This is a genomic window from Enterobacter cloacae complex sp. 2022EL-00981 (genome assembly GCF_028737495.1).
Classification (GTDB): domain Bacteria; phylum Pseudomonadota; class Gammaproteobacteria; order Enterobacterales; family Enterobacteriaceae; genus Enterobacter; species Enterobacter cloacae.
This window is the reverse complement of the sequence record NZ_JAQZRK010000007.1, coordinates 50,071-72,434: the sequence shown is the minus strand read 5'-3', so window position 1 is coordinate 72,434 and position 22,364 is coordinate 50,071. Positions and strand designations below refer to the sequence as shown.

General features: G+C 56.9%; 23 protein-coding genes. 5 read left to right on the top strand and 18 right to left on the bottom strand.

The genetic code is table 11. The features are described 5' to 3' along the window. Positions 1-39 precede the first annotated feature (39 nt). The gene (gene ggt, locus PUZ33_RS08855; RefSeq protein WP_072203583.1) at positions 40-1,785 is read right to left on the bottom strand and encodes a gamma-glutamyltransferase; all 1,746 of its coding nucleotides are present in this window, start codon (positions 1,783-1,785) and stop codon (positions 40-42) included. 122 nt (positions 1,786-1,907) lie between these two features. On the opposite strand from ggt, the gene PUZ33_RS08850 reads away from it, so the two are divergent. Next, a complete protein-coding gene (locus PUZ33_RS08850; protein ID WP_013099122.1) occupies positions 1,908-2,285 on the top strand; it encodes a DUF2756 family protein in 378 nt (125 codons plus the stop codon). Here PUZ33_RS08850 and ugpQ read toward each other — a convergent pair. From ugpQ to livK, 10 genes are all read right to left on the bottom strand, one after another. Further along, a complete protein-coding gene (ugpQ, locus tag PUZ33_RS08845; RefSeq protein WP_020687754.1) occupies positions 2,269-3,015 on the bottom strand; it encodes a glycerophosphodiester phosphodiesterase in 747 nt (248 codons plus the stop codon). The two genes, PUZ33_RS08850 and ugpQ, sit on opposite strands and share 17 nt — an antisense overlap. After that, positions 3,012-4,082 carry a sn-glycerol-3-phosphate import ATP-binding protein UgpC gene (locus tag PUZ33_RS08840; protein ID WP_020687753.1) on the bottom strand — a complete coding sequence of 357 codons (1,071 nt, stop codon included), beginning with the start codon at positions 4,080-4,082 and terminating at the stop codon, positions 3,012-3,014. Before PUZ33_RS08840 ends, ugpQ begins: the two co-directional genes overlap by 4 nt. Before the next feature lies 1 nt (position 4,083). After that, the gene (ugpE, locus tag PUZ33_RS08835) at positions 4,084-4,929 is read right to left on the bottom strand and encodes a sn-glycerol-3-phosphate ABC transporter permease UgpE (RefSeq protein WP_013099125.1); all 846 of its coding nucleotides are present in this window, start codon (positions 4,927-4,929) and stop codon (positions 4,084-4,086) included. Then, complete coding sequence (gene ugpA, locus PUZ33_RS08830; protein WP_013099126.1) at positions 4,926-5,813, bottom strand: sn-glycerol-3-phosphate ABC transporter permease UgpA; 888 nt, start codon at positions 5,811-5,813, stop codon at positions 4,926-4,928. The genes ugpE and ugpA overlap by 4 nt, the downstream gene beginning before the upstream one ends. A 102-nt stretch (positions 5,814-5,915) precedes the next feature. Further along, positions 5,916-7,232 carry a sn-glycerol-3-phosphate ABC transporter substrate-binding protein UgpB gene (gene ugpB / locus PUZ33_RS08825; RefSeq protein WP_058680285.1) on the bottom strand — a complete coding sequence of 439 codons (1,317 nt, stop codon included), beginning with the start codon at positions 7,230-7,232 and terminating at the stop codon, positions 5,916-5,918. A 244-nt stretch (positions 7,233-7,476) separates the two neighbouring features. After that, positions 7,477-8,190: a high-affinity branched-chain amino acid ABC transporter ATP-binding protein LivF gene (gene livF, locus PUZ33_RS08820; RefSeq protein ID WP_013099128.1), complete on the bottom strand. Its 714-nt coding sequence runs from the start codon at positions 8,188-8,190 to the stop codon at positions 7,477-7,479. Position 8,191: 1 nt separating this feature from the next. After that, positions 8,192-8,959, bottom strand: a complete 768-nt coding sequence (livG, locus tag PUZ33_RS08815) for a high-affinity branched-chain amino acid ABC transporter ATP-binding protein LivG (protein WP_013099129.1) — start codon at positions 8,957-8,959, stop codon at positions 8,192-8,194. Further along, positions 8,956-10,233: a branched chain amino acid ABC transporter permease LivM gene (livM, locus tag PUZ33_RS08810; protein ID WP_058680284.1), complete on the bottom strand. Its 1,278-nt coding sequence runs from the start codon at positions 10,231-10,233 to the stop codon at positions 8,956-8,958. Before livM ends, livG begins: the two co-directional genes overlap by 4 nt. After that, a complete protein-coding gene (livH, locus tag PUZ33_RS08805; RefSeq protein WP_013099131.1) occupies positions 10,230-11,156 on the bottom strand; it encodes a high-affinity branched-chain amino acid ABC transporter permease LivH in 927 nt (308 codons plus the stop codon). Before livH ends, livM begins: the two co-directional genes overlap by 4 nt. Positions 11,157-11,202: 46 nt before the next feature. Further along, positions 11,203-12,312 carry a high-affinity branched-chain amino acid ABC transporter substrate-binding protein LivK gene (livK, locus tag PUZ33_RS08800; RefSeq protein ID WP_028028112.1) on the bottom strand — a complete coding sequence of 370 codons (1,110 nt, stop codon included), beginning with the start codon at positions 12,310-12,312 and terminating at the stop codon, positions 11,203-11,205. A gap of 424 nt (positions 12,313-12,736) precedes the next feature. On the opposite strand from livK, the gene panM reads away from it, so the two are divergent. Then, positions 12,737-13,120, top strand: a complete 384-nt coding sequence (gene panM / locus PUZ33_RS08795; RefSeq protein ID WP_014833592.1) for an aspartate 1-decarboxylase autocleavage activator PanM — start codon at positions 12,737-12,739, stop codon at positions 13,118-13,120. A 91-nt stretch (positions 13,121-13,211) separates the two neighbouring features. Here panM and livJ read toward each other — a convergent pair whose 3' ends face one another. The 6 genes from livJ to ftsY all read right to left on the bottom strand — a co-directional run bounded on the left by livJ (position 13,212) and on the right by ftsY (position 20,193). Continuing rightward, on the bottom strand, positions 13,212-14,312 hold the full coding sequence (livJ, locus tag PUZ33_RS08790) for a branched chain amino acid ABC transporter substrate-binding protein LivJ (RefSeq protein WP_014833593.1): 1,101 nt from the start codon (positions 14,310-14,312) through the stop codon (positions 13,212-13,214). A gap of 196 nt (positions 14,313-14,508) precedes the next feature. Then, entirely contained in the window at positions 14,509-15,774 is a 1,266-nt protein-coding gene (locus PUZ33_RS08785) for a 4-aminobutyrate--2-oxoglutarate transaminase (RefSeq protein ID WP_038420762.1), read from the bottom strand. 136 nt (positions 15,775-15,910) lie between these two features. Then, positions 15,911-16,768: an RNA polymerase sigma factor RpoH gene (gene rpoH / locus PUZ33_RS08780; protein WP_008500093.1), complete on the bottom strand. Its 858-nt coding sequence runs from the start codon at positions 16,766-16,768 to the stop codon at positions 15,911-15,913. 251 nt (positions 16,769-17,019) lie between these two features. Beyond that, positions 17,020-18,075, bottom strand: coding sequence for a permease-like cell division protein FtsX (gene ftsX, locus PUZ33_RS08775; protein WP_013099139.1), 1,056 nt, complete (start codon positions 18,073-18,075; stop codon positions 17,020-17,022). Beyond that, positions 18,062-18,733 carry a cell division ATP-binding protein FtsE gene (gene ftsE / locus PUZ33_RS08770; RefSeq protein WP_013099140.1) on the bottom strand — a complete coding sequence of 224 codons (672 nt, stop codon included), beginning with the start codon at positions 18,731-18,733 and terminating at the stop codon, positions 18,062-18,064. The genes ftsX and ftsE overlap by 14 nt, the downstream gene beginning before the upstream one ends. Positions 18,734-18,735: 2 nt before the next feature. After that, positions 18,736-20,193 carry a signal recognition particle-docking protein FtsY gene (gene ftsY / locus PUZ33_RS08765; RefSeq protein WP_038985055.1) on the bottom strand — a complete coding sequence of 486 codons (1,458 nt, stop codon included), beginning with the start codon at positions 20,191-20,193 and terminating at the stop codon, positions 18,736-18,738. 127 nt (positions 20,194-20,320) lie between these two features. Between ftsY and rsmD the strand changes: the two genes are divergently transcribed. Beyond that, positions 20,321-20,923 carry a 16S rRNA (guanine(966)-N(2))-methyltransferase gene (gene rsmD, locus PUZ33_RS08760; RefSeq protein WP_029883606.1) on the top strand — a complete coding sequence of 201 codons (603 nt, stop codon included), beginning with the start codon at positions 20,321-20,323 and terminating at the stop codon, positions 20,921-20,923. After that, on the top strand, positions 20,907-21,188 hold the full coding sequence (locus PUZ33_RS08755; RefSeq protein ID WP_013099143.1) for a DUF1145 family protein: 282 nt from the start codon (positions 20,907-20,909) through the stop codon (positions 21,186-21,188). Before rsmD ends, PUZ33_RS08755 begins: the two co-directional genes overlap by 17 nt. Positions 21,189-21,242: 54 nt before the next feature. Here PUZ33_RS08755 and PUZ33_RS08750 read toward each other — a convergent pair whose 3' ends face one another. Continuing rightward, positions 21,243-21,599, bottom strand: a complete 357-nt coding sequence (locus tag PUZ33_RS08750) for a DUF2500 domain-containing protein (protein WP_050860023.1) — start codon at positions 21,597-21,599, stop codon at positions 21,243-21,245. Positions 21,600-21,728: 129 nt separating this feature from the next. Between PUZ33_RS08750 and PUZ33_RS08745 the strand changes: the two genes are divergently transcribed. Next, on the top strand, positions 21,729-22,355 hold the full coding sequence (locus tag PUZ33_RS08745) for a lysoplasmalogenase (protein ID WP_013099145.1): 627 nt from the start codon (positions 21,729-21,731) through the stop codon (positions 22,353-22,355). The last annotated feature ends 9 nt before the right edge of the window (positions 22,356-22,364 follow it).

Below are 22,364 nucleotides of genomic sequence, written 5' to 3'. Positions count from 1 at the left end.
CTAACCCTCTCCCACCGGGAGAGGGAATTAGACAACAGATTAATACCCCGCCGTTAAATCATCCACCGACCGCGGGTCTGACGCGCCAAACAGCGCCCCGTCCGGCCCCACCATAATGCTCTGGGTGCTGCCCATCGCCTCTTTCACCGCTACCTTCTGTCCGCGCTGCTCCAGCAGTTTGAGGGTGTCCGGGCTAAAGCCCTTCTCGACGCGCAGTTCATCCGGCAGCCACTGGTGATGGAAGCGTGGGGCGTTGGTCGCCTCCGCCACGTTCATACCAAAGTCGATACTGTTCACCACCATCTGCAGCACGGTGGTGATAATCCGGCTGCCACCGGGGCTGCCGGTTACCAGCCAGGTTTTGCCGTCTTTCACCACAATGGTTGGTGACATCGACGACAGCGGACGTTTCTTCGGCCCCACCGCGTTGGCATCCCCACCGACCAGCCCGTAGACGTTCGGTACGCCCGGTTTGGCAGAGAAGTCATCCATCTCGTTGTTCAGCAGAATGCCGCTGTTCCCCGCCACAATACCGGTTCCAAAGGTGGTATTGAGCGTATAGGTAACCGCCACCGCGTTACCGTCTTTATCCACCACCGAGAAGTGGGTGGTCTGGTTACTTTCATACGGTGCCAGCTTGCCGGGGCGGATCTCGCTCGACGGCTTAGCCTTATTGATGTCGATCTGATCGGCAATGGATTTGGCATACGCTTTGTTGGTCAGCGCCTGCCACGGCACCTTCACAAAGTCCGGGTCGCCAAGGTATTCCGAGCGGTCGGCATAGGCGCGTTTTTCCGCCTCGGCCATCACCTGCATGGCATCGGCACTGCCGAAGCCAAACTTGTGCATATCGAAGTTTTCCAGAATATTGAGGATCTGCACGATGTGGATCCCGCCGGAGGACGGCGGCGGCATGGAGAAGACCTCATAGCCACGGTAGGTGCCGCTAATTGGCTCGCGCTCCACCGCCTTATACTCCGCCAGATCCGCTTTGGTGATGAGCCCGCCGTTCTTTTGCATCTCTTCGGCAATCTGGTCGGCAATCGCCCCTTTGTAGAAGGCGTCCGGGCCATGCTCCGCAATCAGCTCCAGGCTTTTGGCAAGGTTGTTCTGCACCAGCTTATCGCCCTTCTTCAGCGGCTCTCCGTCTTTCCAGAAGATCGCCTTACTGTTTTCATGGTTCGGAATGACTTCGCTGCCGTAGGTTTTAAGGTCATCGGCCAGGGCGTCGTTCACCACAAAGCCGTCGCGCGCCAGCTTAATGGCAGGCTGGACCACTTTGTTCAGCGGCATCGTGCCGTATTTTTCCAGCGCCAGCGAGAAGCCTGCGACGGTGCCCGGCGTGCCGGACGCAAGGTGCGAGGTCAGCGATTTTTTACTGTCCGGGTTGCCCTGATCGTCAAGGAACATATCGCGGGAGGCCTGAGCAGGCGCCATTTCGCGGAAGTCGATAGCCGTCGTCTTCCCGTCTTTGGTGCGCAGCATCATAAAGCCGCCGCCGCCCAGATTCCCCGCCTGCGGGTGTGTTACCGCCAGCGCATAGCCGACCGCCACCGCGGCATCCACCGCATTACCGCCCTGTTTGAGAATATCGACGCCCACTTTCGTTGCCAGCGCATCCACCGAGGCCACCATCCCGTGCGTGGCCCGCACGGGATGAAACACATCTTCCTCCACGCCATAAGAGACCGGAGGAGCCGCAGGCGGGTTAGCCGCCACGCTAAATGTACCGCCTGCCATCAGCGCAGCGATGGCGACCCAGCGCAAAAGGGTTGGTTTCATCATTATTGTTCTCCAGGTGAAGGGAGCCATATTCCCCGCTTAAGCCTGGTTCACAACTCCTAAAAAATCATCGTCATGGTGAATTCGGGGTAAACTTAAGAGAAACCTCAAAGAAGGAGAAGATCATGAAACGCTTCCTGATCCTTACGGCGTTGCTCCCGTTTGCCGCACTTGCACAGCCACTCAATACGATGAATAACCCTAACCAGCCGGGCTATGTCATTCCGAGCCAGCAGCGTATGCAGACGGAGATGATGAGTCAGCAGCAACAGCAAAAAGGGATGCTGAACCAGCAGTTGAACACGCAGACCCGAATGCAGCAGCAGAGCCTGCAAAATCAGATGAACACTAACACCCAGCGCGTGCAGCAGGGGCAGATGCGCGAGCAACCGCTGCCGAATAAAAACGGCGGGATGCTGGGAGGGATGAGTTCGTCAGGCAGCGGACAGCAGCATATGCTGCCGTCGCAGTCGAATGGCAGTATGCTTAATCCGCAGAACTAAAGTCCGGGCCGATCAGGTCAATCGCATCGGTACAGATGCTGTCCACACCCCAGCGCAGCAGCTCAGCCGCACGCTGGGGTTTGTTGACGGTATACACCAGAATATGCAGCCCTGCCGCTTTCAGCATCTTAACCCTCGCCTCATCCAGCAGCTTATGATTGAGATGGATCGACACGCACGCTAAGCGGGTGGTCAGCTCACGCCAGTCCTCGCGCCACTCGTCCAGCAGCAGCCCGCGCGGCAGTTCCGGCACCGCAGCCTGTGCCGCTTCAAGGGCATCAATTTCAAATGACGACAGCAGCGGTGGCGTCATGCCTTCCCACAGCTCGCGCGCGGCCAGCGCAATCACGTTGCCCGTGAGCGGCCCGGTACCAGTCGTCGGTTTGATTTCGATGTTAGCCATCATCCCGTGTTGACGACAACGGTCGGCCACTTCCGCCAGCAGCGGCAGCGGTTCGCCTTTGTACTCGCCGCTGAACCAGCTTCCGGCATCCACCTTCAGCAGATCGCGCCACGGCAGTTCCCCCGCCACGCCCCAGCCGTTGCTGGTGCGTTCGAGATTGTCATCATGCAGCAGGAAAATTTCGCCGTCTTTCGACAGCCTGGCGTCGAACTCAATCATCGTGTGGCCGTAGCGTGCGCCAACATCAATTGCCGCCAGGGTATTTTCCGGCGCCAGTTTACCGCCGCCACGGTGGGCGACGATGTGGGGATAAGGCCAGTTGCTCATACTCGTTGTCCTGTTTCACCGTCAAATAAGTGCAGGTGATTTTCCGGCAGGTGCAGCCACAGCGTGCTGCCTGCTTTCGGGCGTTCCTGATGCGGCAGACGCACCACCATTTTTTGCTCGCCCCAGCGTCCGTGCGCCAGGTTATCTGCACCCAACATCTCCAGCGTGTCCATCACCAGCGGCACGCCGCCGTCCGCCTGAGAGGTTAAACCAATATGCTCCGGGCGAATACCGAGCGTCATCTTACGCCCGGCGTAGCCACGATAGTACCAGTTGATGGGCAATGCCATCCCGCTTTCCAGCTCAAAGTGGGTGCCCGCGCTGCTGATCCGCCCTTCCAGCAGGTTCATTGCCGGGCTGCCGATAAAGCTCGCCACAAAACGGCTGGCCGGTTTTTCGTACACCTCCACCGGCGTGCCAATCTGCTCGGCAACGCCTTTGTTCATCACCATCACCCGCTGGGCAAGGGTCATGGCTTCGACCTGATCGTGCGTCACGTACAGGGAGGTGGTTTTAAGACGGCGATGCAGTTGCTGCAGCTCCAGACGCATCTGCACGCGCAGCTTGGCGTCGAGGTTAGAGAGCGGTTCATCGAACAGGAACACCGCCGGATCGCGCACGATGGCACGCCCCATCGCCACGCGCTGGCGCTGGCCGCCGGAGAGCTCGCGTGGACGGCGCTTAAGCAGGCCATCCAGCTCCAGAATGCGCGCCGCCTCTTTCACCCGCTCCTCGATATGCCCCTTGCCCATGCCGCGGATTTTCAGCCCCCAGGCCATGTTCTCTTCCACGCTCATGTGCGGATAGAGGGCGTAGTTCTGGAACACCATCGCGATGCCGCGGTCTTTGGGCTCCATCTCGGTCACGCGCTGGCGGTCAATCCAGATATCGCCGGAGGAGACGCGCTCAAGCCCGGCCACCATGCGCAGCAGCGTGGATTTGCCGCAACCGGACGGGCCGACCATCACGATGAACTCCCCGTCCGCCACGTCGAGGGTGAGCGGCTGAATCACCTGGGTTTTGCCATCCCAGCTTTTGGTCACTGCCTGAAGTTTTAAACCTGCCATCTTATTTCTCACTGTCCACTAAACCACGCACAAACGCACGCTGCATGGCTAAAACGATAACGACCGGGGGGATAAGGGTGAGCAGCATCGCCGCCATCACCTGGTTCCAGAGGGTGGTGCCTTCGCCGGTGGCGATCATGCCCTTGATGCCCGCCACGGCGGTGCCGAGGTTGACGTCCTGAATAATCAGCAGCGGCCACAGGTACTGGTTCCAGCCGTAGATAAAGGTGATCACAAACAGCGCCGCGAGGTTGGTTTTCGACAGCGGCAGCACGATGTCGCGGAAAAAGCGCATCGGTGAGGCACCGTCAATGCGCGCGGCTTCAATCAGCTCGTCCGGCAGCGTCATAAAGAACTGGCGGAACAGGAAGGTGGCGGTCGCAGATGCCATCAGCGGCAGGGTTAAGCCCGCGTAGCTGTCGAGCATCTTCAGGTTGGCGATCACCTCCACCGTCGGGAAGATACGCACCTCCACCGGCAGCATCAGGGTGATAAAAATCATCCAGAAGAAGAGGTTACGCAGCGGAAAGCGGAACCAGACGATGGCGAAGGCCGAGAGCATCGACACCGTGATTTTGCCCACCGTAATGCCGAACGCCATAATGAAGCTGTTGAGCATCATCAGCCAGAATGGCGCGCTGTTGGCCCCCACGCCCTGGGTCCAGATGGTTTTCATGTTCTCAAAAAGATGCGTGCCTGGGATCAGCGTCATCGGCGTGTCGAACACCGCTTTGGTGTCCAGCGTGGCGGCGACAAACGCCACGTACAGCGGAAAGAGGATGACGATAATCCCCAGAATCAGCATGGTATGGCTGAAAATCGTCAGCCCGCGACGGTTCTCAATCATTGGTAGCGCACCTTACTTTCGACATAGCGGAACTGCACCACCGTGAGGATGATGACAAGGAACATCAGCACGACGGACTGCGCGGCGGAGGCCGAGAGATCCAGCCCGGCAAACCCTTCGCGGTAGATTTTATAAATCAGCGTCGTCGTGGCCTGCACCGGGCCACCGGCGGTGGCCGCGTCGATGACCGGGAAGGTGTCGAAAAAGGCATACACCAGGTTCACCACCAGCAGGAAGAAACTCACCGGGGCAATCAGCGGCAGCGACAGCCTGAAGAAGCGGCGGATCGGGCCTGCGCCGTCAATGGCGGCGGCTTCCACCAGCGAACGCGGAATGGACTGTAGCGCGGCAAAGAAGAACAGGAAGTTGTAGCTGATCTGCTTCCACACCGAGGCGAACACCACCAGGAACATCGCCTGGCCGCTATTCTGGGCGTGGTTCCAGTCGTATCCGAATTCCGCCAGAAAATGGGTAATTAACCCGCGTCCGGGGTTAAACAGGAAGATCCACAGCACGGCGGCGACCGCTGGTGCCACGGCGTAGGGCAGCAGCATCAGGGTCTGATACAGACGGCTGCCACGCACCACATAATCCACCAGCGCGGCGAAGAACAGCGAGGCAACAAGGCCGCTCACGGTGACCAGCGCGCTGAATTTGATCGTCGTCCAGAAAGAATCCAGGTAGTAGCTGTCGTGGAACAGCGCGGTGAAGTTGTCCAGGCCAACAAACTGGCTGGAAAGCCCAAACGGATCAACGCTTTGCACCGAGTACCAGAGCGCTTCGCCCGCAGGCCAGATAAAGAAGATAACGGTGATGACCAGCTGAGGCGCGACCAGCAGATACGGCAGCCAGCGGGAACGAAACACCGGACGGGATGATGACATTGAGATTTGGTTCCTGAACAGTGCCGGGTGGCGGCTACGCCTTACCCGGCCTACATATGGCACGTCGTAGGCCCGGTAAGCGCAGCGCCACCGGGCATTTTTTTACGATTTGGTGGACTGCTCAAAGCGGCGCAGCAGCTGATTCCCGCGCTCTACCGCTGAATCCAGCGCCTGCTGTGGCGTTTTCTTGCCGGTCCAGACGCTTTCCAGCTCTTCATCGACAATGGTGCGGATCTGCGGCATGTTGCCCAGACGCAGGCCTTTGGTGAACGGCAACGGCGGCTTGTTCAGCATCTGACGCGTCGCGATATCCGCACCCGGATTCTTGCTGTAGAAGCCCTGCTCGCGGGTCAGGTCATAGGCAGCTTTGGTGATCGGCAGGTAGCCGGTTTTCTGGTGCCATTCGGCCGCGTTTTCAGGTTTCGCCAGGAAGTCGAGGAACTCGGCCACTCCTTTGTAGGTGCCGGCGTCTTTACCCTGCATCACCCACAGGCTTGCTCCGCCGATGATGGCGTTCTGCGGCGCGCCTTTCACGTCTGCGTCGTACGGCATCATGCCCACGCCATAGTTGAATTTGGCGTAGTGACGGATATCCGCCAGCGAGCCGGACGAGGCGGTGGTAATGGCGCAGTCACCGTTGTAGAACTTCTCGGTGGATTCGTCTTTACGTCCGAAGTAGCTGAAATCACCCTTCTTGTTCAACTCTTCCAGCAGCGCGATGTGCTTCACCTGCTCTGGCTTGTTGAACTCCAGTACCGCGTCGGTGCCATCGAAACCGTTATTTTTGGTGGCTACCGGCAAGCCGTGCCAGGCACTGAAGTTTTCAATCTGGATCCAGCCCTGCCAGCCGCTGGCGTAGCCGCACTTCATCCCCGCCGCTTTCAGCTTCGCGGTGTACTCCGCCAGATCCTGCCAGGTTTTTGGCGGCTGCTCCGGGTCTAAACCGGCTTTCTTAAAGGCGTCTTTGTTGTAGTACAGCACCGGCGTCGAGCTGTTAAACGGCTGAGACAGCAGATGGCCGGTTTTAGAATCGGTGTAGTAACCCGCTACGGTCGGCACAAACTGGGATTCGTCGAAGTTGATCCCCGCCTCTTTGAACACTTCGTAGACCGGTTTGATGGCTTTGGAGGCCATCATGGTCGCGGTGCCTACTTCGTACACCTGCAAAATGGCAGGCGCATTACCGGTACGGAAGGCGGCAATGCCCGCGCTCAGGCTCTGCTCGTAGTTACCTTTGTACACCGGCACAATTTTGTAATCCGGATGGGTGTCGTTGAAACGCTGCGCCAGGGAGTCAACCTCTTTACCCAACTCCCCTTCCATGGAATGCCAGAACGGAATGGTCGTCACAGCCATTGCGTTCGTCGCAAAAACCAGACCCAGTGCCAGACCCAAAGCTGTGTGTCGTAACGATGTCATTGTCATCTCTCTTATTGTGCCGGATGCGCGATATCACGCGTTTTATGCTCGCGAGGTAACATGACATGCTCGAATGACAGAAAAATAACTGTTTGTTTACAGATAAGTGACAACAAAAGGTCAGCGGGATGATGGTTGTGTGAAGGGGTATATGTGAAAAAGCCGGGTGGCGGCTTCGCCTTACCCGGCCTACTCGATCCCGTAGGCCCGGTAAGCGTAAGCGCCACCGGGCAATACAGACGGCTCAGCCGCCTAAATACGCACTCCGCACCGCTTCATTCGCCAGCAGCGCATCGCCGGTATCCTCAAGCACCACGTGGCCGTTCTCCAGCACGTAACCGCGATCGGCGAGCTTCAGCGCCTGGTTGGCGTTCTGCTCGACGAGGAAGATGGTCATCCCTTCTTTACGCAGCTGTTCAATGGTGTCGAAGATCTGCTGAATGATAATTGGCGCAAGACCCAGCGACGGTTCATCCAGCAGCAGCAGGCGCGGCTGGCTCATCAGGGCGCGGCCGATCGCCAGCATTTGCTGCTCACCGCCGGACATGGTCCCCGCACGCTGAATACGACGCTCCCACAGGCGCGGGAAGAGTTCGTACACCCACTTGATACGGGACTGATACTGGTCGCGATCAGCGAAGAAGCCGCCCATCGCCAGGTTCTCTTCCACCGTCATGCGCGAGAAGACGCGACGCCCTTCAGGGACTATCGCCACCGCTTCACGCATGATTCTGGCGGTCTGCCAGTCGGTGATGTCTTTGCCATCAAACACAATCCGACCGCTGGTGGCGCGCGGGTCGCCGCACAGGGTACCAAGCAGCGTGGTTTTGCCCGCGCCGTTAGCCCCAATCAGGGTGACGATTTCGCCCTGATTGATATGCAGGCTGACGTCGTGCAGCGCCTGGATCTTGCCGTAGTGGGCACTTACCTTGTCAAACGTTAACATCGCTTTTTCCATCTTATGCCTCACCCAGGTATGCGCGGATCACGTCCGGGTTGTTGCGGATCTCATCCGGCGTGCCGTTTGCCAGCGGCGTCCCCTGGTTCACCACGTAGATACGGTCAGAGATACCCATTACCAGCTTCATATCGTGCTCAATCAGCAGGATAGTGGTGTCGTGATGATCGCGAAGCTCAGCAATCAGCTCGTCCAGCTCTTTGGTCTCTTTCGGGTTCAGACCCGCAGCGGGTTCATCGAGCATCAGGATTTCCGGCTGCGTTACCATGCAGCGCACAATCTCAAGGCGACGCTGGTCACCGTACGCAAGGTTACTTGCCTGGCGGTTGGCATGCGGCAGCAGACCGATACGGTCAAGCCATGTTGCCGCACGATCCAGCGCTTCGCTCTGCGCACGGCGGAAGGCTGGCGTCTTCAGCAGGCCGGAGAACAGACCGGTTTTCAGCTGCTGATGCTGTGCCACCAGCAGGTTCTCAATCACCGTCATCTCGCGGAACAGACGCACGTGCTGGAAAGTACGCACTACGCCCATGCGGGCAATCTGCTGGCCCGGCAGCCCTTCCAGATGCTGGTCGCGCAGCATAATGGTGCCGCCCGTCGGCTTGTAGAAACCGGTCAGGCAGTTAAAGACCGTGGTTTTTCCCGCACCGTTCGGGCCAATCAGGGAGACGATCTCTTTCTTGTGCAGATCCAGATTCACATTGTTGACCGCCAGCAGGCCGCCAAAACGCATCATAAGACCGTTAACGGATAATAATGGCTGACTCATGCCTGCTCTCCTTTTGATTGCCCGTTCTTCAGCTTCAGCTGCGGACGGGTCATCGGCAGCAGACCCTGCGGACGCCAGATCATCATCAGCACCATCAAACCACCCAGCATCAGCATGCTGTATTCGTTAAAGTCACGCATCAGCTCGCGTGAGACCACCAGCAGAATGGCGGCGAGGATAACGGCAAACTGCGAACCCATCCCGCCGAGCACCACAATCGCCAGCACAAAGGCGGATTCGGCAAAGGTGAACGATTCCGGGCTGACAAAGCCCTGACGCGCGGCAAACAGCGTGCCGGCAAAACCGGCAAACGCGGCGCTGATGGTGAACGCAGTCAGCTTAATGCGGGTCGGGTTGAGGCCCAGGGAGCGGCAGGCGATTTCATCTTCACGCAGCGCTTCCCATGCGCGGCCCAGCGGCATACGCAGCAGGCGGTTAATCACGAACAGCGTGATGACCACCAGCAGCAGCGCCACCAGATAGAGCCAAATCACGCGATCGGACGGATCGTATTTCACGCCGAAGAAGTTGCTGAAGGTATCCCAGCCGCCTTCACGGGCGGTACGGCTGAACTCCAGACCAAAGAAGGTTGGTTTCGGGATCTGGCTAATCCCGTTCGGGCCGCCGGTCACCTCGGTATTGTTGAGCAGCAGGATACGGACGATTTCGCCGAAGCCCAAGGTCACAATCGCCAGGTAGTCACCGCGCAGGCGCAGCACCGGGAAGCCAAGCAGGAAACCTGCCGCAGCAGAAACCAGCCCCGCCAGCGGCAGGCACGTCCAGAAGCCGAGACCGTAATAGTGATTCAGTAGCGCAAAGGTATACGCGCCAATGGCGTAGAAACCGCCGTAGCCCAGTACCAACAGGCCAGAGAGCCCCACTACCACGTTCAGGCCCAGACCCAGAATAACGTAGATCATGGTCAGGGTGGCGATATCTACCGTGCCGCGCGAGACCACGAACGGCCACGCCACCGCAGCCACCAGCAGCGCCACGAGGAACAGCTTCTGCTTAACGGTGGAGCCGTCGATAGCCGGCAGGACAAACTTCGGTCCTGAGACGCCTTTCAGTGTTTTCTGGAACAGCGGACGCAGCAGCTGGAACAGGAACACCACGGCGGTGCCGATAAAGACCCACTGCCAGCGAATGTCAGCGGCGGTGTCTACCACAAGCTTTGTGCCGTTCAGCTCTAACTGAACGCCCATAAAGACGCCCGCCAGCACGAAGAACATGGCGGCAGAGAGCAGCGCCATTGCAAAATGCATCGGTTTCATACTTTCTCTACCTCCGGACGACCCAGAATACCGGTAGGCATCACCAGCAGAACCAGAATCAGCAGGGCAAACGACACCACGTCTTTATACTCGGTACTCAGATACGCTGAGGAGAGCGCTTCTGCCACGCCCAGAATCAGGCCACCAATCATCGCGCCAGGAATACTGCCGATACCGCCCAGTACCGCCGCGGTAAAGGCTTTCATCCCGGCCATAAAGCCGATGTACGGGTTGATCACGCCGTAGAACTGGCCGAGCAGGACGCCTGCGACGGCCGCCATCGCGGCGCCAATCACGAAGGTCAGGGCAATCACGCGGTCGGTGTTAATACCGAGCAGGCTCGCCATCTTCAGGTCTTCCGCGCAGGCACGGCAGGCGCGTCCCATGCGGGAGTAGCGGATGAAGAGCGTCAGGGCGAGCATCGCAATAAAGGTCACCACCCAGATCACCAGCTGCATGGTGGTGATAGAGGCAGAGAAGTTTTCGCTGGCGCCGACAATCCACTGGCCGTTGAACAGGCTTGGCAGCGCCACATCGCGCGAGCCTTCGGTCAGGCTGACGTAGTTTTGCAGGAAGATAGACATCCCAATCGCGGAGATCAGGGCAATCAGGCGCTTGGAGCTGCGTACCGGCCGGTAGGCCACCCGCTCGATGCTCCAGCCGTAGGCGCTGGCAATCACAATCGCGCCGACAAACCCGGCGGCGACCAGCAGCCAGCTGCTGTCGATACCCATCATCATCAGGGCGGCGATAATCATAAAGGAGACGTAGCTACCGATCATGTACACCTCGCCGTGGGCGAAGTTGATCATGCCGATAATGCCGTACACCATCGTATAGCCGATGGCAATCAGCGCGTAGGTGCTTCCCAGCGTGACGCCGTTAAACATCTGCTGCAGGAAATAGAGAAACTGCTCGGACATATGCAAACCTTTTTATACCCGCCCGGCGGTCCGGGCGGCGGGATAATTATTTGGCGGCCGAAGACGAACCGTCGGCGTGCCACTTAAAGACACCAAATTCAAATCCCTTCAGATCGCCTTTCTCATCCCAGTTCAGCGGCCCAATCACGGTGTTCGCCCCGTGTGCTTTTAAATCTTTCACCAGATCCAGCGGTTCTTTGCTGCCAGTACGGTCCAGCGCGGTGGCCAGTGACTGCACGGCGGCGTAGGTGATCCAGACGTATGGACCACTTGGATCTTTCTTCTGCGCCTTGAGCGCATCCACGATAGCCTTATTCGCCGGATCCTGGTCATAGCGTTTTGGCATCGTCACCAGCATGCCTTCAGCGGCATCCCCGGCGATGTTAGACAGGGAGGCGTTACCCACGCCTTCTGGCCCCATGAACTGGGTTTTCAGACCGACCGAGCGCGCCTGGCGCAGCATCTGGCCCATTTCCGGGTAATAACCACCGTAGTAAACGAAGTCGATATTCTCTTTTTGCAGACGGGCGATCAGCGCAGAGAAATCTTTCTCACCCGCGGTAATCCCGTCGAAGAAGACGATATTTGCGCCGCCTTTTTTCAGCCCGTCCTGAACGGAACGCGCCAGGCCTTCGCCGTACTGCTGTTTGTCATGAATAATGGCAATGCGCTGCGGTTTAACCGTCTCGAGGATGTATTTCGCCGCGGTCGGCCCCTGGGAGGAGTCCAGACCGGCGGTACGCATAATGTGCTGGTAGCCGCGCTGGGTCAGCTCCGGGTTGGTGGCACCAGGGGTAATCATCAGAATACCTTCGTCTTCGTAGATATCAGACGCAGGCTGAGTGGACGATGAGCACAGATGGCCGATCACATACTGGATGCCATCGTTCACGATTTTGTTCGCCACCGCGACGGCCTGTTTTGGATCGCAGGCGTCGTCGTATTCCACGCCCACCAGCTTGTCGCCTTTGATGCCACCTTTGGCGTTGATGTCTTTAATTGCCTGACGTGCGCCGTTGAACTCCATGTCACCCCACTGGGCAACAGGCCCGGACATGGCACCGACCACCGCAACTTTAATCTCTTCCGCCATGGCTGCATGCGAGAGAGACAATGCAACCATGCCCGCGATTAACGTCTTCGCGTTCCTTTTCATCTCTGAATCCCCATTCGTGATGTCGTGTATATATTTTGTTTTATTATGGTTAAAAAGCATTCTGTACTTTTAATGCACAACGCTATTTTTACCAGTGCCTTTAATGGTTTAGCGCAGGTTTTTATCAAAAACCAGACTAAAATCTCTATTTTTCAGGCGATTAAGCAAAGATAATATTCTGAAATCAGGCAGAGATAAACAAATAAAAGTGCAGTTTGCAGCATAAAATAACGGCACAAAGCGCCGAATAAATCACTGCCATTCAGGTTAAAATTCTGCTTATTTTTCGATCCATGTGTTTTCAGACTGCACTTCGCCCTGGCAAAAAACTAATCCCCTGGCAAACGGGAATAAAAAGAGGAAGCCGCTGAGCGAATAAATTGAGTACACTGCCTCTACTCAATTTGATTTGGACAAGCAGCTAATGAAACTGACTATCGTTCGTCTGGTGACCTTTAGCGACCAGGATCATATCGACCTGGGCAAGATCTGGCCGGAATATTCCCCTTCGTCGCTCAACGTTGACGAGACCCACCGTATTTACGCCGCGCGCTTCAACGAGCGCCTGCTGGCGGCTGTTCGCGTGACGCTGAGCGGCGCGGAAGGAGCGCTGGACTCTCTGCGCGTGCGTGACGTCACCCGTCGTCGCGGCGTAGGGCAGTACCTGATTGAAGAAGTGATCCGTGAAAACCCGAGCATTACCTCCTGGTGGATGGCCGACGTAGGCGTGGAGGACCGTAGCGTGATGGCGGCGTTTATGCAGGCGTTAGGGTTTACGGCGCAGAAAAATGGGTGGGAGAAGCGCTAGATTTGTGCGGCCTGATGCCCTCACCCCAGCCCTCTCCCACGGGGAGAGGGGGCAAACATTAAAAAAGGCAACTTACGTTGCCTTTTTGCTTTTATTTGGCGTCAGTAGCAGTACCGTTGGCATGCCAGTCAAACACGCCGAACTCGAAGCCCTTCAGATCGCCCTTCTCATCCCAGGAGAGCGGCCCCATCACGGTATCAACAGAGTTCGCTTTCAGCCAGGTGGCAATCTCAGCCGGATCGGCTGACTGGTTCAGACCCGCCTGCAGAGACTGCAGTGCTGCGTAGGTTGTCCAGACGAACGCGCCGCTTGGATCCTGTTTCTTCGCCTTAATGGCATCTACAATCGGTTTGTTCGCAGGGACCTGGTCGTAGTTCTTCGGCTTGGTCACCAGCAGGCCTTCCGCAGACTCACCGGCAATGTTAGACAGGGAAACGTTCGCCACCCCTTCCGGCCCCATGAACTGGGTTTTCAGACCCGCTGCACGAGCCTGACGCAGGATCTGCCCCATTTCCGGGTGGTAGCCACCGTAGTAAACGAAGTCGATATTCTCTTTCTTCAGACGCGCCACCAGGGTAGAGAAGTCTTTCTCACCGGCGGTGATACCATCAAAGAAGACGACGTCAGCATTCGCTTTCTTCAGGTTGTCCTGCACGGAGCGCGCCAGACCTTCACCGTACTGCTGTTTGTCATGAACGATCGCGATACGCTTCGGCTTCACTTTTTCGACAATGTATTTGGCGGCCGTTGGGCCCTGATCGGAGTCCAGACCGGTGGTGCGCAGGATCAGCTTATAGCCGCGCGACGTCAGCTCCGGTGCCGTTGCCGCCGGGGTGATCATCAGGATGCCTTCGTCTTCGTAGATATCAGACGCAGGCTGGGTGGAAGAGGAGCACAGGTGACCGATAACGTATTTGATGCCGTCGTTCACCACTTTGTTCGCCACGGCAACCGCTTGTTTCGGGTCACAGGCATCATCATATTTTACGATCTGCAGTTTTTCGCCTTTGATACCGCCCTTCGCATTAATGTCGGCAACCGCCTGCTCTGCGCCCGTAAATTCCTGGTCGCCATACTGTGCTACCGGACCGGACATCGCGCCCACCACGGCCACTTTAATATCGGCCTGCGCCATGGTGCTGAATGCCAACGCGATACATCCTGCCAGTAACGCTTTACCCTTCATGTTCATCCTGAGATTCCCCATTATTATGGTTATTACGATTGTTGTGATGTTGTTGTGTAGCGCTTTATTTCAGTTATAGGTATACCAGTCGCGCTTTTTCAGCATACTCTGCTAAAACATACCCCATTTTTATGATTTTGGAATAGCAAATTTGAAATGAATATATGATAAGCCCGGCAGGAATTTCACCGGGCTTCTGGCTTTAACGAGTCAGCGACGCAGAAATAATGTCCAGCGCTTTACGGAACTGCACTTCAGGGATTGTGAGCGGATAGAGGAAACGGATGACGTTACCGTACACGCCGCAACTCAGAAGCAGAAGGCCTTCCTGCAGGGCTCGCTCCTGAACCTGACGGGTGAATTCCGGGGACGGCAGCCCGGATTGCGGATCGTTAAACTCCACCGCCACCATTGAGCCTTGTGCGCGGATATCCGCGATATACGGACAGTGTTCCTTCGCTTTGTTCAGTACTTCCACCAGATGATGACCCAGGTGCGCCGAGCGCGTACAAAGATCGTCTTCATCAATCACGTCCAGCACGGCATGTGCGGCGGCGATCGCCAGTGGGTTACCGGCATAGGTACCGCCCAGTCCGCCAGGCGCAGGCGCGTCCATCACCTCGGCGCGGCCCGACACCGCCGAGAGCGGCATGCCACCCGCCAGGCTTTTCGCCATGGTGATCAGATCCGGCTTCACGCAGTGGTGTTCCATCGAGAACAGTTTTCCGGTACGCGCAAAACCGCTTTGCACCTCATCGGCGATCAGCAAAATACCGTGGGTATCGCACAGGGCGCGCAAGGCCTGCATAAAATCCGCCGGTGCAATGTTGAAACCGCCCTCACCCTGAACCGGTTCAAGAATAATGGCTGCCACCTGGTCCGGGGCAATGTCCGCTTTGAAGATACGCTCCAGGCTTTTTAATGCCTCCGCCGTACTGACACCGTGCAGTTCATTGGGGTATTGGGCGTGATATACCGAGCCAGGAAACGGCCCGAAACCCAGCTTGTAAGGGGCAACTTTCCCCGTCAGCGCCATGGTCATCGAGGTGCGTCCATGAAAAGCACCGCCAAAGGCGATCAGGCCAGGGCGTCTGGTGTATGCGCGGGCAATTTTTACCGCGTTTTCGACGGCTTCTGCCCCCGTTGAGAAGAAGGCGGTTTTAGCCGGGCCGTCAATCGGCACACGCGCGTTGATTCGCTCGGCAAGCGACACATAGCCTTCGTACGGCACAATCTGGTACGCCGTGTGGGTGAAGGCATGAAGTTGTTTTTCAATGGCGGAAATGATTTTTGGATGGCGATGCCCGGTGTTCAGCACCGCTATTCCGGCGGCGAAGTCGATATACTCGTTGCCCTCGACGTCCCACACCGTGGCGTTTTCAGCTTTATCGGCATAGAAGTTACACATCACGCCGATGCCGCGCGGCGTCGCCTGTAAACGCCGGTCGTTCAGTTCGTTATTTTTCACCCTGTCCCCCTGAGAAAGTCGCCTGCTTAGCGCATCAGTAAGTGTTTGCCAGGGGGGAGAAATTCGCCAGAGTGGGCGCTAAAAAAACAAAACCCCCGGATTCGCATCCAGGGGCTCTCGTCATACTTCGCGGGAATTACGCTTCAATCGCGGCGCGAAGTTTTTTCATGGCGTTCTTTTCAAGCTGACGCACACGTTCAGCGGACACGCCGTAGCGGTCGGCCAGCTCCTGCAGCGTGGACTTGTTGTCTTCGTCCAGCCAGCGGGCACGGATAATATCCTGGCTACGCTCGTCAAGGCCTTCCATCGCATAGCTCAGCTTGTTCGCGGCCTGATCTTCCCAGTTGTCCTCTTCAATGCCGTCAGCAAAGTTAGAGGTCTTATCCTGCAGATACAGTACCGGCGCCATTGGCTGGCTGTCGGACGCATCGTCATCGGAAGACATGTCAAAAGTCATGTCCTGCGCGGCCATACGGGATTCCATCTCACGCACATCTTTGCTGGAAACACCCAGCTCGCGCGCCACCATTTCTACTTCATCCTGATTGAACCAGCCCAGACGCTGCTTGGTTTTACGCAGGTTGAAGAAGAGTTTGCGTTGCGCTTTTGTCGTGGCGACTTTCACGATACGCCAGTTGCGCAGCACGTATTCGTGAATCTCTGCTTTGATCCAGTGCACAGCGAAGGAGACCAGTCGTACACCCACTTCCGGGTTAAAGCGACGTACAGCCTTCATCAGGCCGATGTTACCTTCCTGAATCAAGTCCGCCTGCGGCAGGCCATAGCCCGCATAATTACGAGCAATGTGAACAACAAAGCGCAGGTGAGACAGGATCAGCTTTTTCGCTGCTTCCAGATCGCCCTGGTAATGCAGCTTTTCAGCAAGCTCCTTTTCTTCCTCGGCCGTTAACATCGGCCAGGTGTTCGCAGCCCGGATATACGATTCCAGGTTACCAACAGGGGCTAAAGCTAAAGTTTGCATTTCTTTGGTCATTCATTCCTCTCAATGTTTCTTCTGGTCCAGGTTGTCCCCATCAGGCAACAACCATGCCAAAGCGTTTGAGCAACGAGATTAGCATTCACTCTTTTATCAGACAGTGATTTTATCCACAAGTTCCAGGTGCAACGGTGAATAAATTACGCACAAAATGTGACATGGAGATGATAACAGGGGAAGAGACAACAGGGACGCTTTCCCTGCAGAGCGAACATCTCGGTGCAGGGAAAGATTATATCACGCTTTTCTTAGTCGGGAGTAAAGTGGCGTAAATGTTGAACCGTCGCCAGCCATGCTGCCACCCAGCCAATCATGGAGCAGACCAGCAGCAGAAGAAGGCACTCATCGAACCCTAAACCACTGATATCAAACTTAGTTCCGAAGACCTGCGCCACCTCGGTCACGGCGGAGGAGAGCCGCATCACCAAAATTTCTGACAATATCAGTGAAAGAAATGCGCCGGAAAAACCGAGCAATGCGCCGCCGTAAAGGAACGGACGCAGGATGAAGCCATCCGTCGCACCAATCAGCTTTTGCACGTTGATGGTATCGCGGCGGGCGAAAATGCTCAGGCGCACGCTGTTACCGATGACGAGGAACACCGCCGCCACCATCAGCACGCCAATCATCGCCGACACGCGCCCCACCAGCCCGGTCAGTGCGGCAAGTCGCGCAAACCAGCTGTCGTCCATGCGCACTTCATCAATGCCTTTAATGGTAGAGATGCGGTCGCGCAGCGTATTAAGTGAATCCGTTCCCTGGAAGTCGAGCTTCGGGATCACCACCGCCACGGCCGGCAGCGGGTTCTCTTCGAGCATATCCAGCGCGCCGCCAAAGCCTGACCAGTTACGGAACTCACCCAGCGCTTCTTCGCGGGAAAGGTAGTTCACCTTCTCCACGCCCTTCTCGGCCTGGATTTGCCCCACCACCTGCGCCGCGGCGTTATCGTCGAGCGCTTTGTCCAGATAGACCGTGATCTGCGGAGACGGATAGTACTGCGACGCCGCCTGATTCACGTTCTTATAGACCATATAGCAGACGCTTGGCAGCGTCAGCGAAATGGCGATAACCATCACCGTCAGGAACGTCGCCAGCGGTTTACTTTTCAGATCCTGCAACGCGCCGTGGAAGGCGTAGCGTACCTGTTCATTGAACACGTTGGTTTTGCGGGAGTTTGGCTTCGGCGCGGCTTTCGCCCGCTTCGGCGCATTACGGTTACCGTCACCACCACCCTGCGGCTTACGGAAACGGTCAAACCGGTTCCCGAACTGCCGAATCTGGTTCATTGCATCACGCTTGTTCACCGTGGCCTCCGTGCAAATGCCCGTCGCTCAGGGTCAGCATGCGGTACGAACGGCGGGAAATGAGCCCGATGTCGTGCGTCGCCATCAATACCGTCACCCCAACGCGGTTGAATTCCTCAAACAGACGCAAAATCCCTTCAGAAAGGGCGTCGTCCAGGTTACCGGTCGGTTCATCCGCCAGCAATACCGCAGGCTTGTTCACCACCGCACGGGCAATGCCCACACGCTGCTGTTCACCGCCGGAGAGCTGGATCGGGAAGTTCTTCGCTTTGTCCAGCAGCCCGACCTTATCCAGCGCCGCAGAGACGCGACGGCGGATATCATCATAGCTGGCACCGGCAATAATCAGCGGGATCGCCACGTTATCGAAAACGGTGCGATCCATCAGCAGGTGGTGATCCTGGAAAATCATCCCGATCTGGCGACGCAGGAACGGCACTTCGCGATTCTTAAGACGGCTAATTTCATGGCCGCTGAACCAGATTTTCCCGGCGCTTGGCCGTTCAATCCCACAGATAAGCTTGAGCAGGGTACTTTTCCCCGCGCCGGAATGGCCGGTCAGGAATGCCATCTCGCCTGGCTGCAGGTGGAAGGTCACCCCCTGCAGCGCTTGTCTCCCACCGAGATAGGCCTTGCTGACGTGTTCAAAGCGAATCATTGTTAGTCCTCTCGGGCAAATAATGCCTCAATAAAGTCGTCCGCCTTAAACGGACGCAAATCCTCAATACGCTCGCCCACACCGATGTAACGAATAGGAATGCCGAACTGATCGGCCACGGAGAAGATCACCCCGCCTTTCGCGGTGCCGTCCAGTTTGGTCAGCGTGATCCCGGTCAGTCCTACCGCTTCATGGAACAGCTTCGCCTGGCTGACGGCGTTCTGTCCGGTGCTGGCGTCGATGGTCAGCATAATTTCATGCGGTGCGTCTTCGTCCAGCTTCTTCATGACGCGGACGATTTTCTTCAATTCTTCCATCAGGTGCGATTTGTTCTGCAAACGCCCTGCGGTATCGGCAATCAGGACATCCACATTTCGCGACTTCGCCGCCTGGATGGCGTCAAAGATCACGGACGCGGAATCCGCACCGGTGTGCTGCGCAATCACCGGAATGTTGTTGCGCTGGCCCCACACCTGCAGCTGTTCAACCGCCGCCGCGCGGAAGGTATCACCCGCCGCCAGCATCACCGATTTACCCTGCTGCTCGAACTGACGTGCCAGTTTGCCGATGGTGGTGGTCTTCCCGACACCGTTAACGCCAACCATCAGAATAACAAATGGCGTTTTGCCTTCAATATTAAGCGGTTCGTCAACTTTTGCGAGAATTTCACCCATCTCGTCTTTCAGCAGGCCGTACAGCGCTTCGGCGTCGCGCAGCTGTTTGCGGCTGGCCCCTTCGGTCAGGTTGGCGATGATCTTACGGGTGGTTTCCACCCCAACGTCCGCAATTAGCAACTGCTCTTCCAGCTCTTCAAACAGATCGTCGTCGATCTTTTTGCCGCGGAACAGACTGATAAATCCGGAACCTAAATTTTCTTTGGTTTTTAACAGGCTGCGTTTCAGGCGGGCAAAGAAACCTTCTTTGGTCGGTTTTTCCTGCTCCTGAACGATCTCCTCTTCGGCCTGTTCTTCCACGGGCACGACGATAACCGCTTCTTCAGCCGCCTGAGCGGCCAGCGCCTGGGCTTCCAGCTCTTCGTCAGTCAGCGCCGGCTCATGTGCCGCTTCTTCTTCCACCGCGTCGACAATTTCCACGGTTTCCGCTTCGGCCTGCCACTCTTCAGGGGAAACGTCCTCCGCTTTTACCTCTTCCGGCAGCGGCAACTCTTCATGTTCGATAACGGCCTGCGGCGCTTCAGTAACCGCTTCAACAACAGGTTCTGGCTTTTCGCTCTCCTGAACCTGTTCGGTGACCTCAACCACCTCTTCAGCAAAGGCTTCAGTCTCTTCTTTGCTGTGCGCATGCTCTTCCGCTTCGACAACCGCGGCGGTTTCTACAGGCGTTTCAGGCTGAGACTGCTCTTCAACGGCTTGTTGTTCTTCGGTTTTCTGTTCTGTTTCTTGCTCTTTTTCACCGAAACCCAGCCAGGAAAAGAAGCCACGTTTTTTTTGTTTTGCCATCTGCGACTACACTCCTCGCGGCGCTATATACATGGAAGCTAAAAAAATGATGAAATAGTCTAACACTTTACTTAATTGACATCACCGCCCGCAATCGCAGGCCAATTGTTAACAGAGCTTTCCTGAGATGAAGAAACCCAACCGCGCCCCAGCCGGTCAAATTCGTATTATCGGTGGCCAGTGGCGAGGCCGGAAACTCCCGGTGCCGGACAGCCCCGGTTTACGCCCAACCACCGACCGCGTGCGTGAAACGCTGTTTAACTGGCTGGCCCCGTCAATGGTAGACGCCCACTGCCTCGACTGCTTTGCGGGCAGCGGCGCATTAGGGCTGGAAGCCCTCTCGCGCTACGCCGCCAGCGCCACGCTGCTGGAGATGGAGCGCGGCGTCGCGCAGACGCTGCAGCAAAATCTGGCGACGCTGAAAGCCACCAACGCCAAAGTGGTGAACACCAATACGCTCAGTTTCCTCGCGCAGCCAGGCACGCCGCACAACGTGGTGTTTGTCGATCCGCCGTTCCGTAAGGGGCTGCTGGAAGAGACGTTATCCCTGCTGGAAAGCAACGGTTGGCTGGCGGATGACGCGCTGATTTACGTTGAAAGCGAAGTAGAAAACGGGCTACCGCCAGTGCCGGTTCACTGGGATTTACACCGCGAAAAAGTGGCGGGTCAGGTCGCTTATCGTCTGTATCATCGTCAGGCACAAGGAGAATCCAATGCCAGTACTGATTAATCTGGGACGTTTGCTGATGCTGTGCGTCTGGGCGTTTTTACTGCTCAATCTGGTGCATCCGTTCCCGCGCCCGATGAATATCTTTGTGAACGTGGCGTTTATCTTTACCACCTTCATGCATGCCCTGCAGATGGTGATGTTGAAAAATGGCCTGCCAAAAGACGGCCCGCAGATGACCGGCTGGCAGCAGCTGCGCGTGTTTATTTTCGGCGTGTTTGAACTGCTGGTGTGGATGAAGAAGTTTAAGGCGCAGGTGAAGAAGTAAGGTGCGGTCTGATGCCCTCACCCTAACCCTCTCCCACTGGGAGAGGGGATCGTATTATTCAGCCCTGAACCCCTCAAACCGCGACCCTTTGTAACTCAGCATCCCTTTCTCACCTACCGTCAGCTGATGGTACTGCTGCGCCTCCAGGCGGAAGGTCATCTCCAGGCCGCCCGTTTCCGGCTTAAAGCTCGCTTCATAGCGCATGGTCGTTCCCGCAGGGGCAACCTGTTGCTGGCGCGAGCGCCGGTCATTAAGGGGTTTTTCGCGTTTATTGCTCACCACCACGCGCTTTTGCATCAACGGCGCGGCGTCGTTATCCGCTTTCTCGCGGCGCTGCTGCACAAAACGGAACGAGGCGGCAATGACGATAATCGCCACCACGATAATGAAAAACAGCGGCATCTTGCTCATTCAACAATCCCATAAGATTATGCGGAATTCAGGATACCCTGACTCCCCCGGCATTGCCAAACGCCTGCCCGCATCACTACACTGAAGATGAAACTGATTATTCAGCCTTAACAGATACAGGGAGTTAATATGCTTTGGTCATTTATCGCTGTCTGTTTTTCCGCATGGCTTTATGTCGATGCGTCATACCGCGGTCCGGCCTGGCAGCGCTGGTTGTTTAAACCCGTCACGCTGTTGCTGCTCCTGCTGCTTGCCTGGCAAGCGCCGATGTTTAACGCCATCAGCTACCTGGTCCTCGCCGGGCTGTGTGCTTCCCTGATTGGCGATGCCTTAACCCTGCTGCCGCGTCAGCGTCTGCTGTATGCCGTGGGGGCGTTCTTCCTGTCGCATCTGCTTTACACCATCTACTTTGCCAGCCAGATGACGCTATCCTTCTTCTGGCCGCTCCCGCTGGTGCTGCTGGTGATCGGCGCGCTGTTGATCGCGGTGATCTGGTCACGCCTGGAAGAGATGCGTCTGCCCGTCTGCACGTTTATTGCCATGACGCTGGTGATGGTGTGGCTGGCCGGTGAACTGTGGTTCTTCCGCCCAACCTCACAGGCGATGTCCGCTTTCTTTGGCGCGGCGCTGCTGTTAATCGGCAATATCGTCTGGCTGGGCAGCCACTATCGCCGTCGTTTCCGGGCTGATAACGCGATTGCCTCCGCCTGTTACTTTGCCGGGCACTTCCTGATTGTGCGTTCGCTGTATATCTAAATAAGCCTT

Bases quoted from the DNA above. Each gene is read 5' to 3' on its own strand.
- ggt (WP_072203583.1), bottom strand. From the start codon at position 1,785: ATGATGAAACCAACCCTTTTGCGCTGGGTCGCCATCGCTGCGCTGATG.
- PUZ33_RS08850 (WP_013099122.1), top strand. From the start codon at position 1,908: ATGAAACGCTTCCTGATCCTTACGGCGTTGCTCCCGTTTGCCGCACTT.
- ugpQ (WP_020687754.1), bottom strand. From the start codon at position 3,015: ATGAGCAACTGGCCTTATCCCCACATCGTCGCCCACCGTGGCGGCGGT.
- PUZ33_RS08840 (WP_020687753.1), bottom strand. From the start codon at position 4,082: ATGGCAGGTTTAAAACTTCAGGCAGTGACCAAAAGCTGGGATGGCAAA.
- ugpE (WP_013099125.1), bottom strand. From the start codon at position 4,929: ATGATTGAGAACCGTCGCGGGCTGACGATTTTCAGCCATACCATGCTG.
- ugpA (WP_013099126.1), bottom strand. From the start codon at position 5,813: ATGTCATCATCCCGTCCGGTGTTTCGTTCCCGCTGGCTGCCGTATCTG.
- ugpB (WP_058680285.1), bottom strand. From the start codon at position 7,232: ATGACATCGTTACGACACACAGCTTTGGGTCTGGCACTGGGTCTGGTT.
- livF (WP_013099128.1), bottom strand. From the start codon at position 8,190: ATGGAAAAAGCGATGTTAACGTTTGACAAGGTAAGTGCCCACTACGGC.
- livG (WP_013099129.1), bottom strand. From the start codon at position 8,959: ATGAGTCAGCCATTATTATCCGTTAACGGTCTTATGATGCGTTTTGGC.
- livM (WP_058680284.1), bottom strand. From the start codon at position 10,233: ATGAAACCGATGCATTTTGCAATGGCGCTGCTCTCTGCCGCCATGTTC.
- livH (WP_013099131.1), bottom strand. From the start codon at position 11,156: ATGTCCGAGCAGTTTCTCTATTTCCTGCAGCAGATGTTTAACGGCGTC.
- livK (WP_028028112.1), bottom strand. From the start codon at position 12,312: ATGAAAAGGAACGCGAAGACGTTAATCGCGGGCATGGTTGCATTGTCT.
- panM (WP_014833592.1), top strand. From the start codon at position 12,737: ATGAAACTGACTATCGTTCGTCTGGTGACCTTTAGCGACCAGGATCAT.
- livJ (WP_014833593.1), bottom strand. From the start codon at position 14,312: ATGAACATGAAGGGTAAAGCGTTACTGGCAGGATGTATCGCGTTGGCA.
- rpoH (WP_008500093.1), bottom strand. From the start codon at position 16,768: ATGACCAAAGAAATGCAAACTTTAGCTTTAGCCCCTGTTGGTAACCTG.
- ftsE (WP_013099140.1), bottom strand. From the start codon at position 18,733: ATGATTCGCTTTGAACACGTCAGCAAGGCCTATCTCGGTGGGAGACAA.
- ftsY (WP_038985055.1), bottom strand. From the start codon at position 20,193: ATGGCAAAACAAAAAAAACGTGGCTTCTTTTCCTGGCTGGGTTTCGGT.
- rsmD (WP_029883606.1), top strand. From the start codon at position 20,321: ATGAAGAAACCCAACCGCGCCCCAGCCGGTCAAATTCGTATTATCGGT.
- PUZ33_RS08755 (WP_013099143.1), top strand. From the start codon at position 20,907: ATGCCAGTACTGATTAATCTGGGACGTTTGCTGATGCTGTGCGTCTGG.
- PUZ33_RS08750 (WP_050860023.1), bottom strand. From the start codon at position 21,599: ATGAGCAAGATGCCGCTGTTTTTCATTATCGTGGTGGCGATTATCGTC.
- PUZ33_RS08745 (WP_013099145.1), top strand. From the start codon at position 21,729: ATGCTTTGGTCATTTATCGCTGTCTGTTTTTCCGCATGGCTTTATGTC.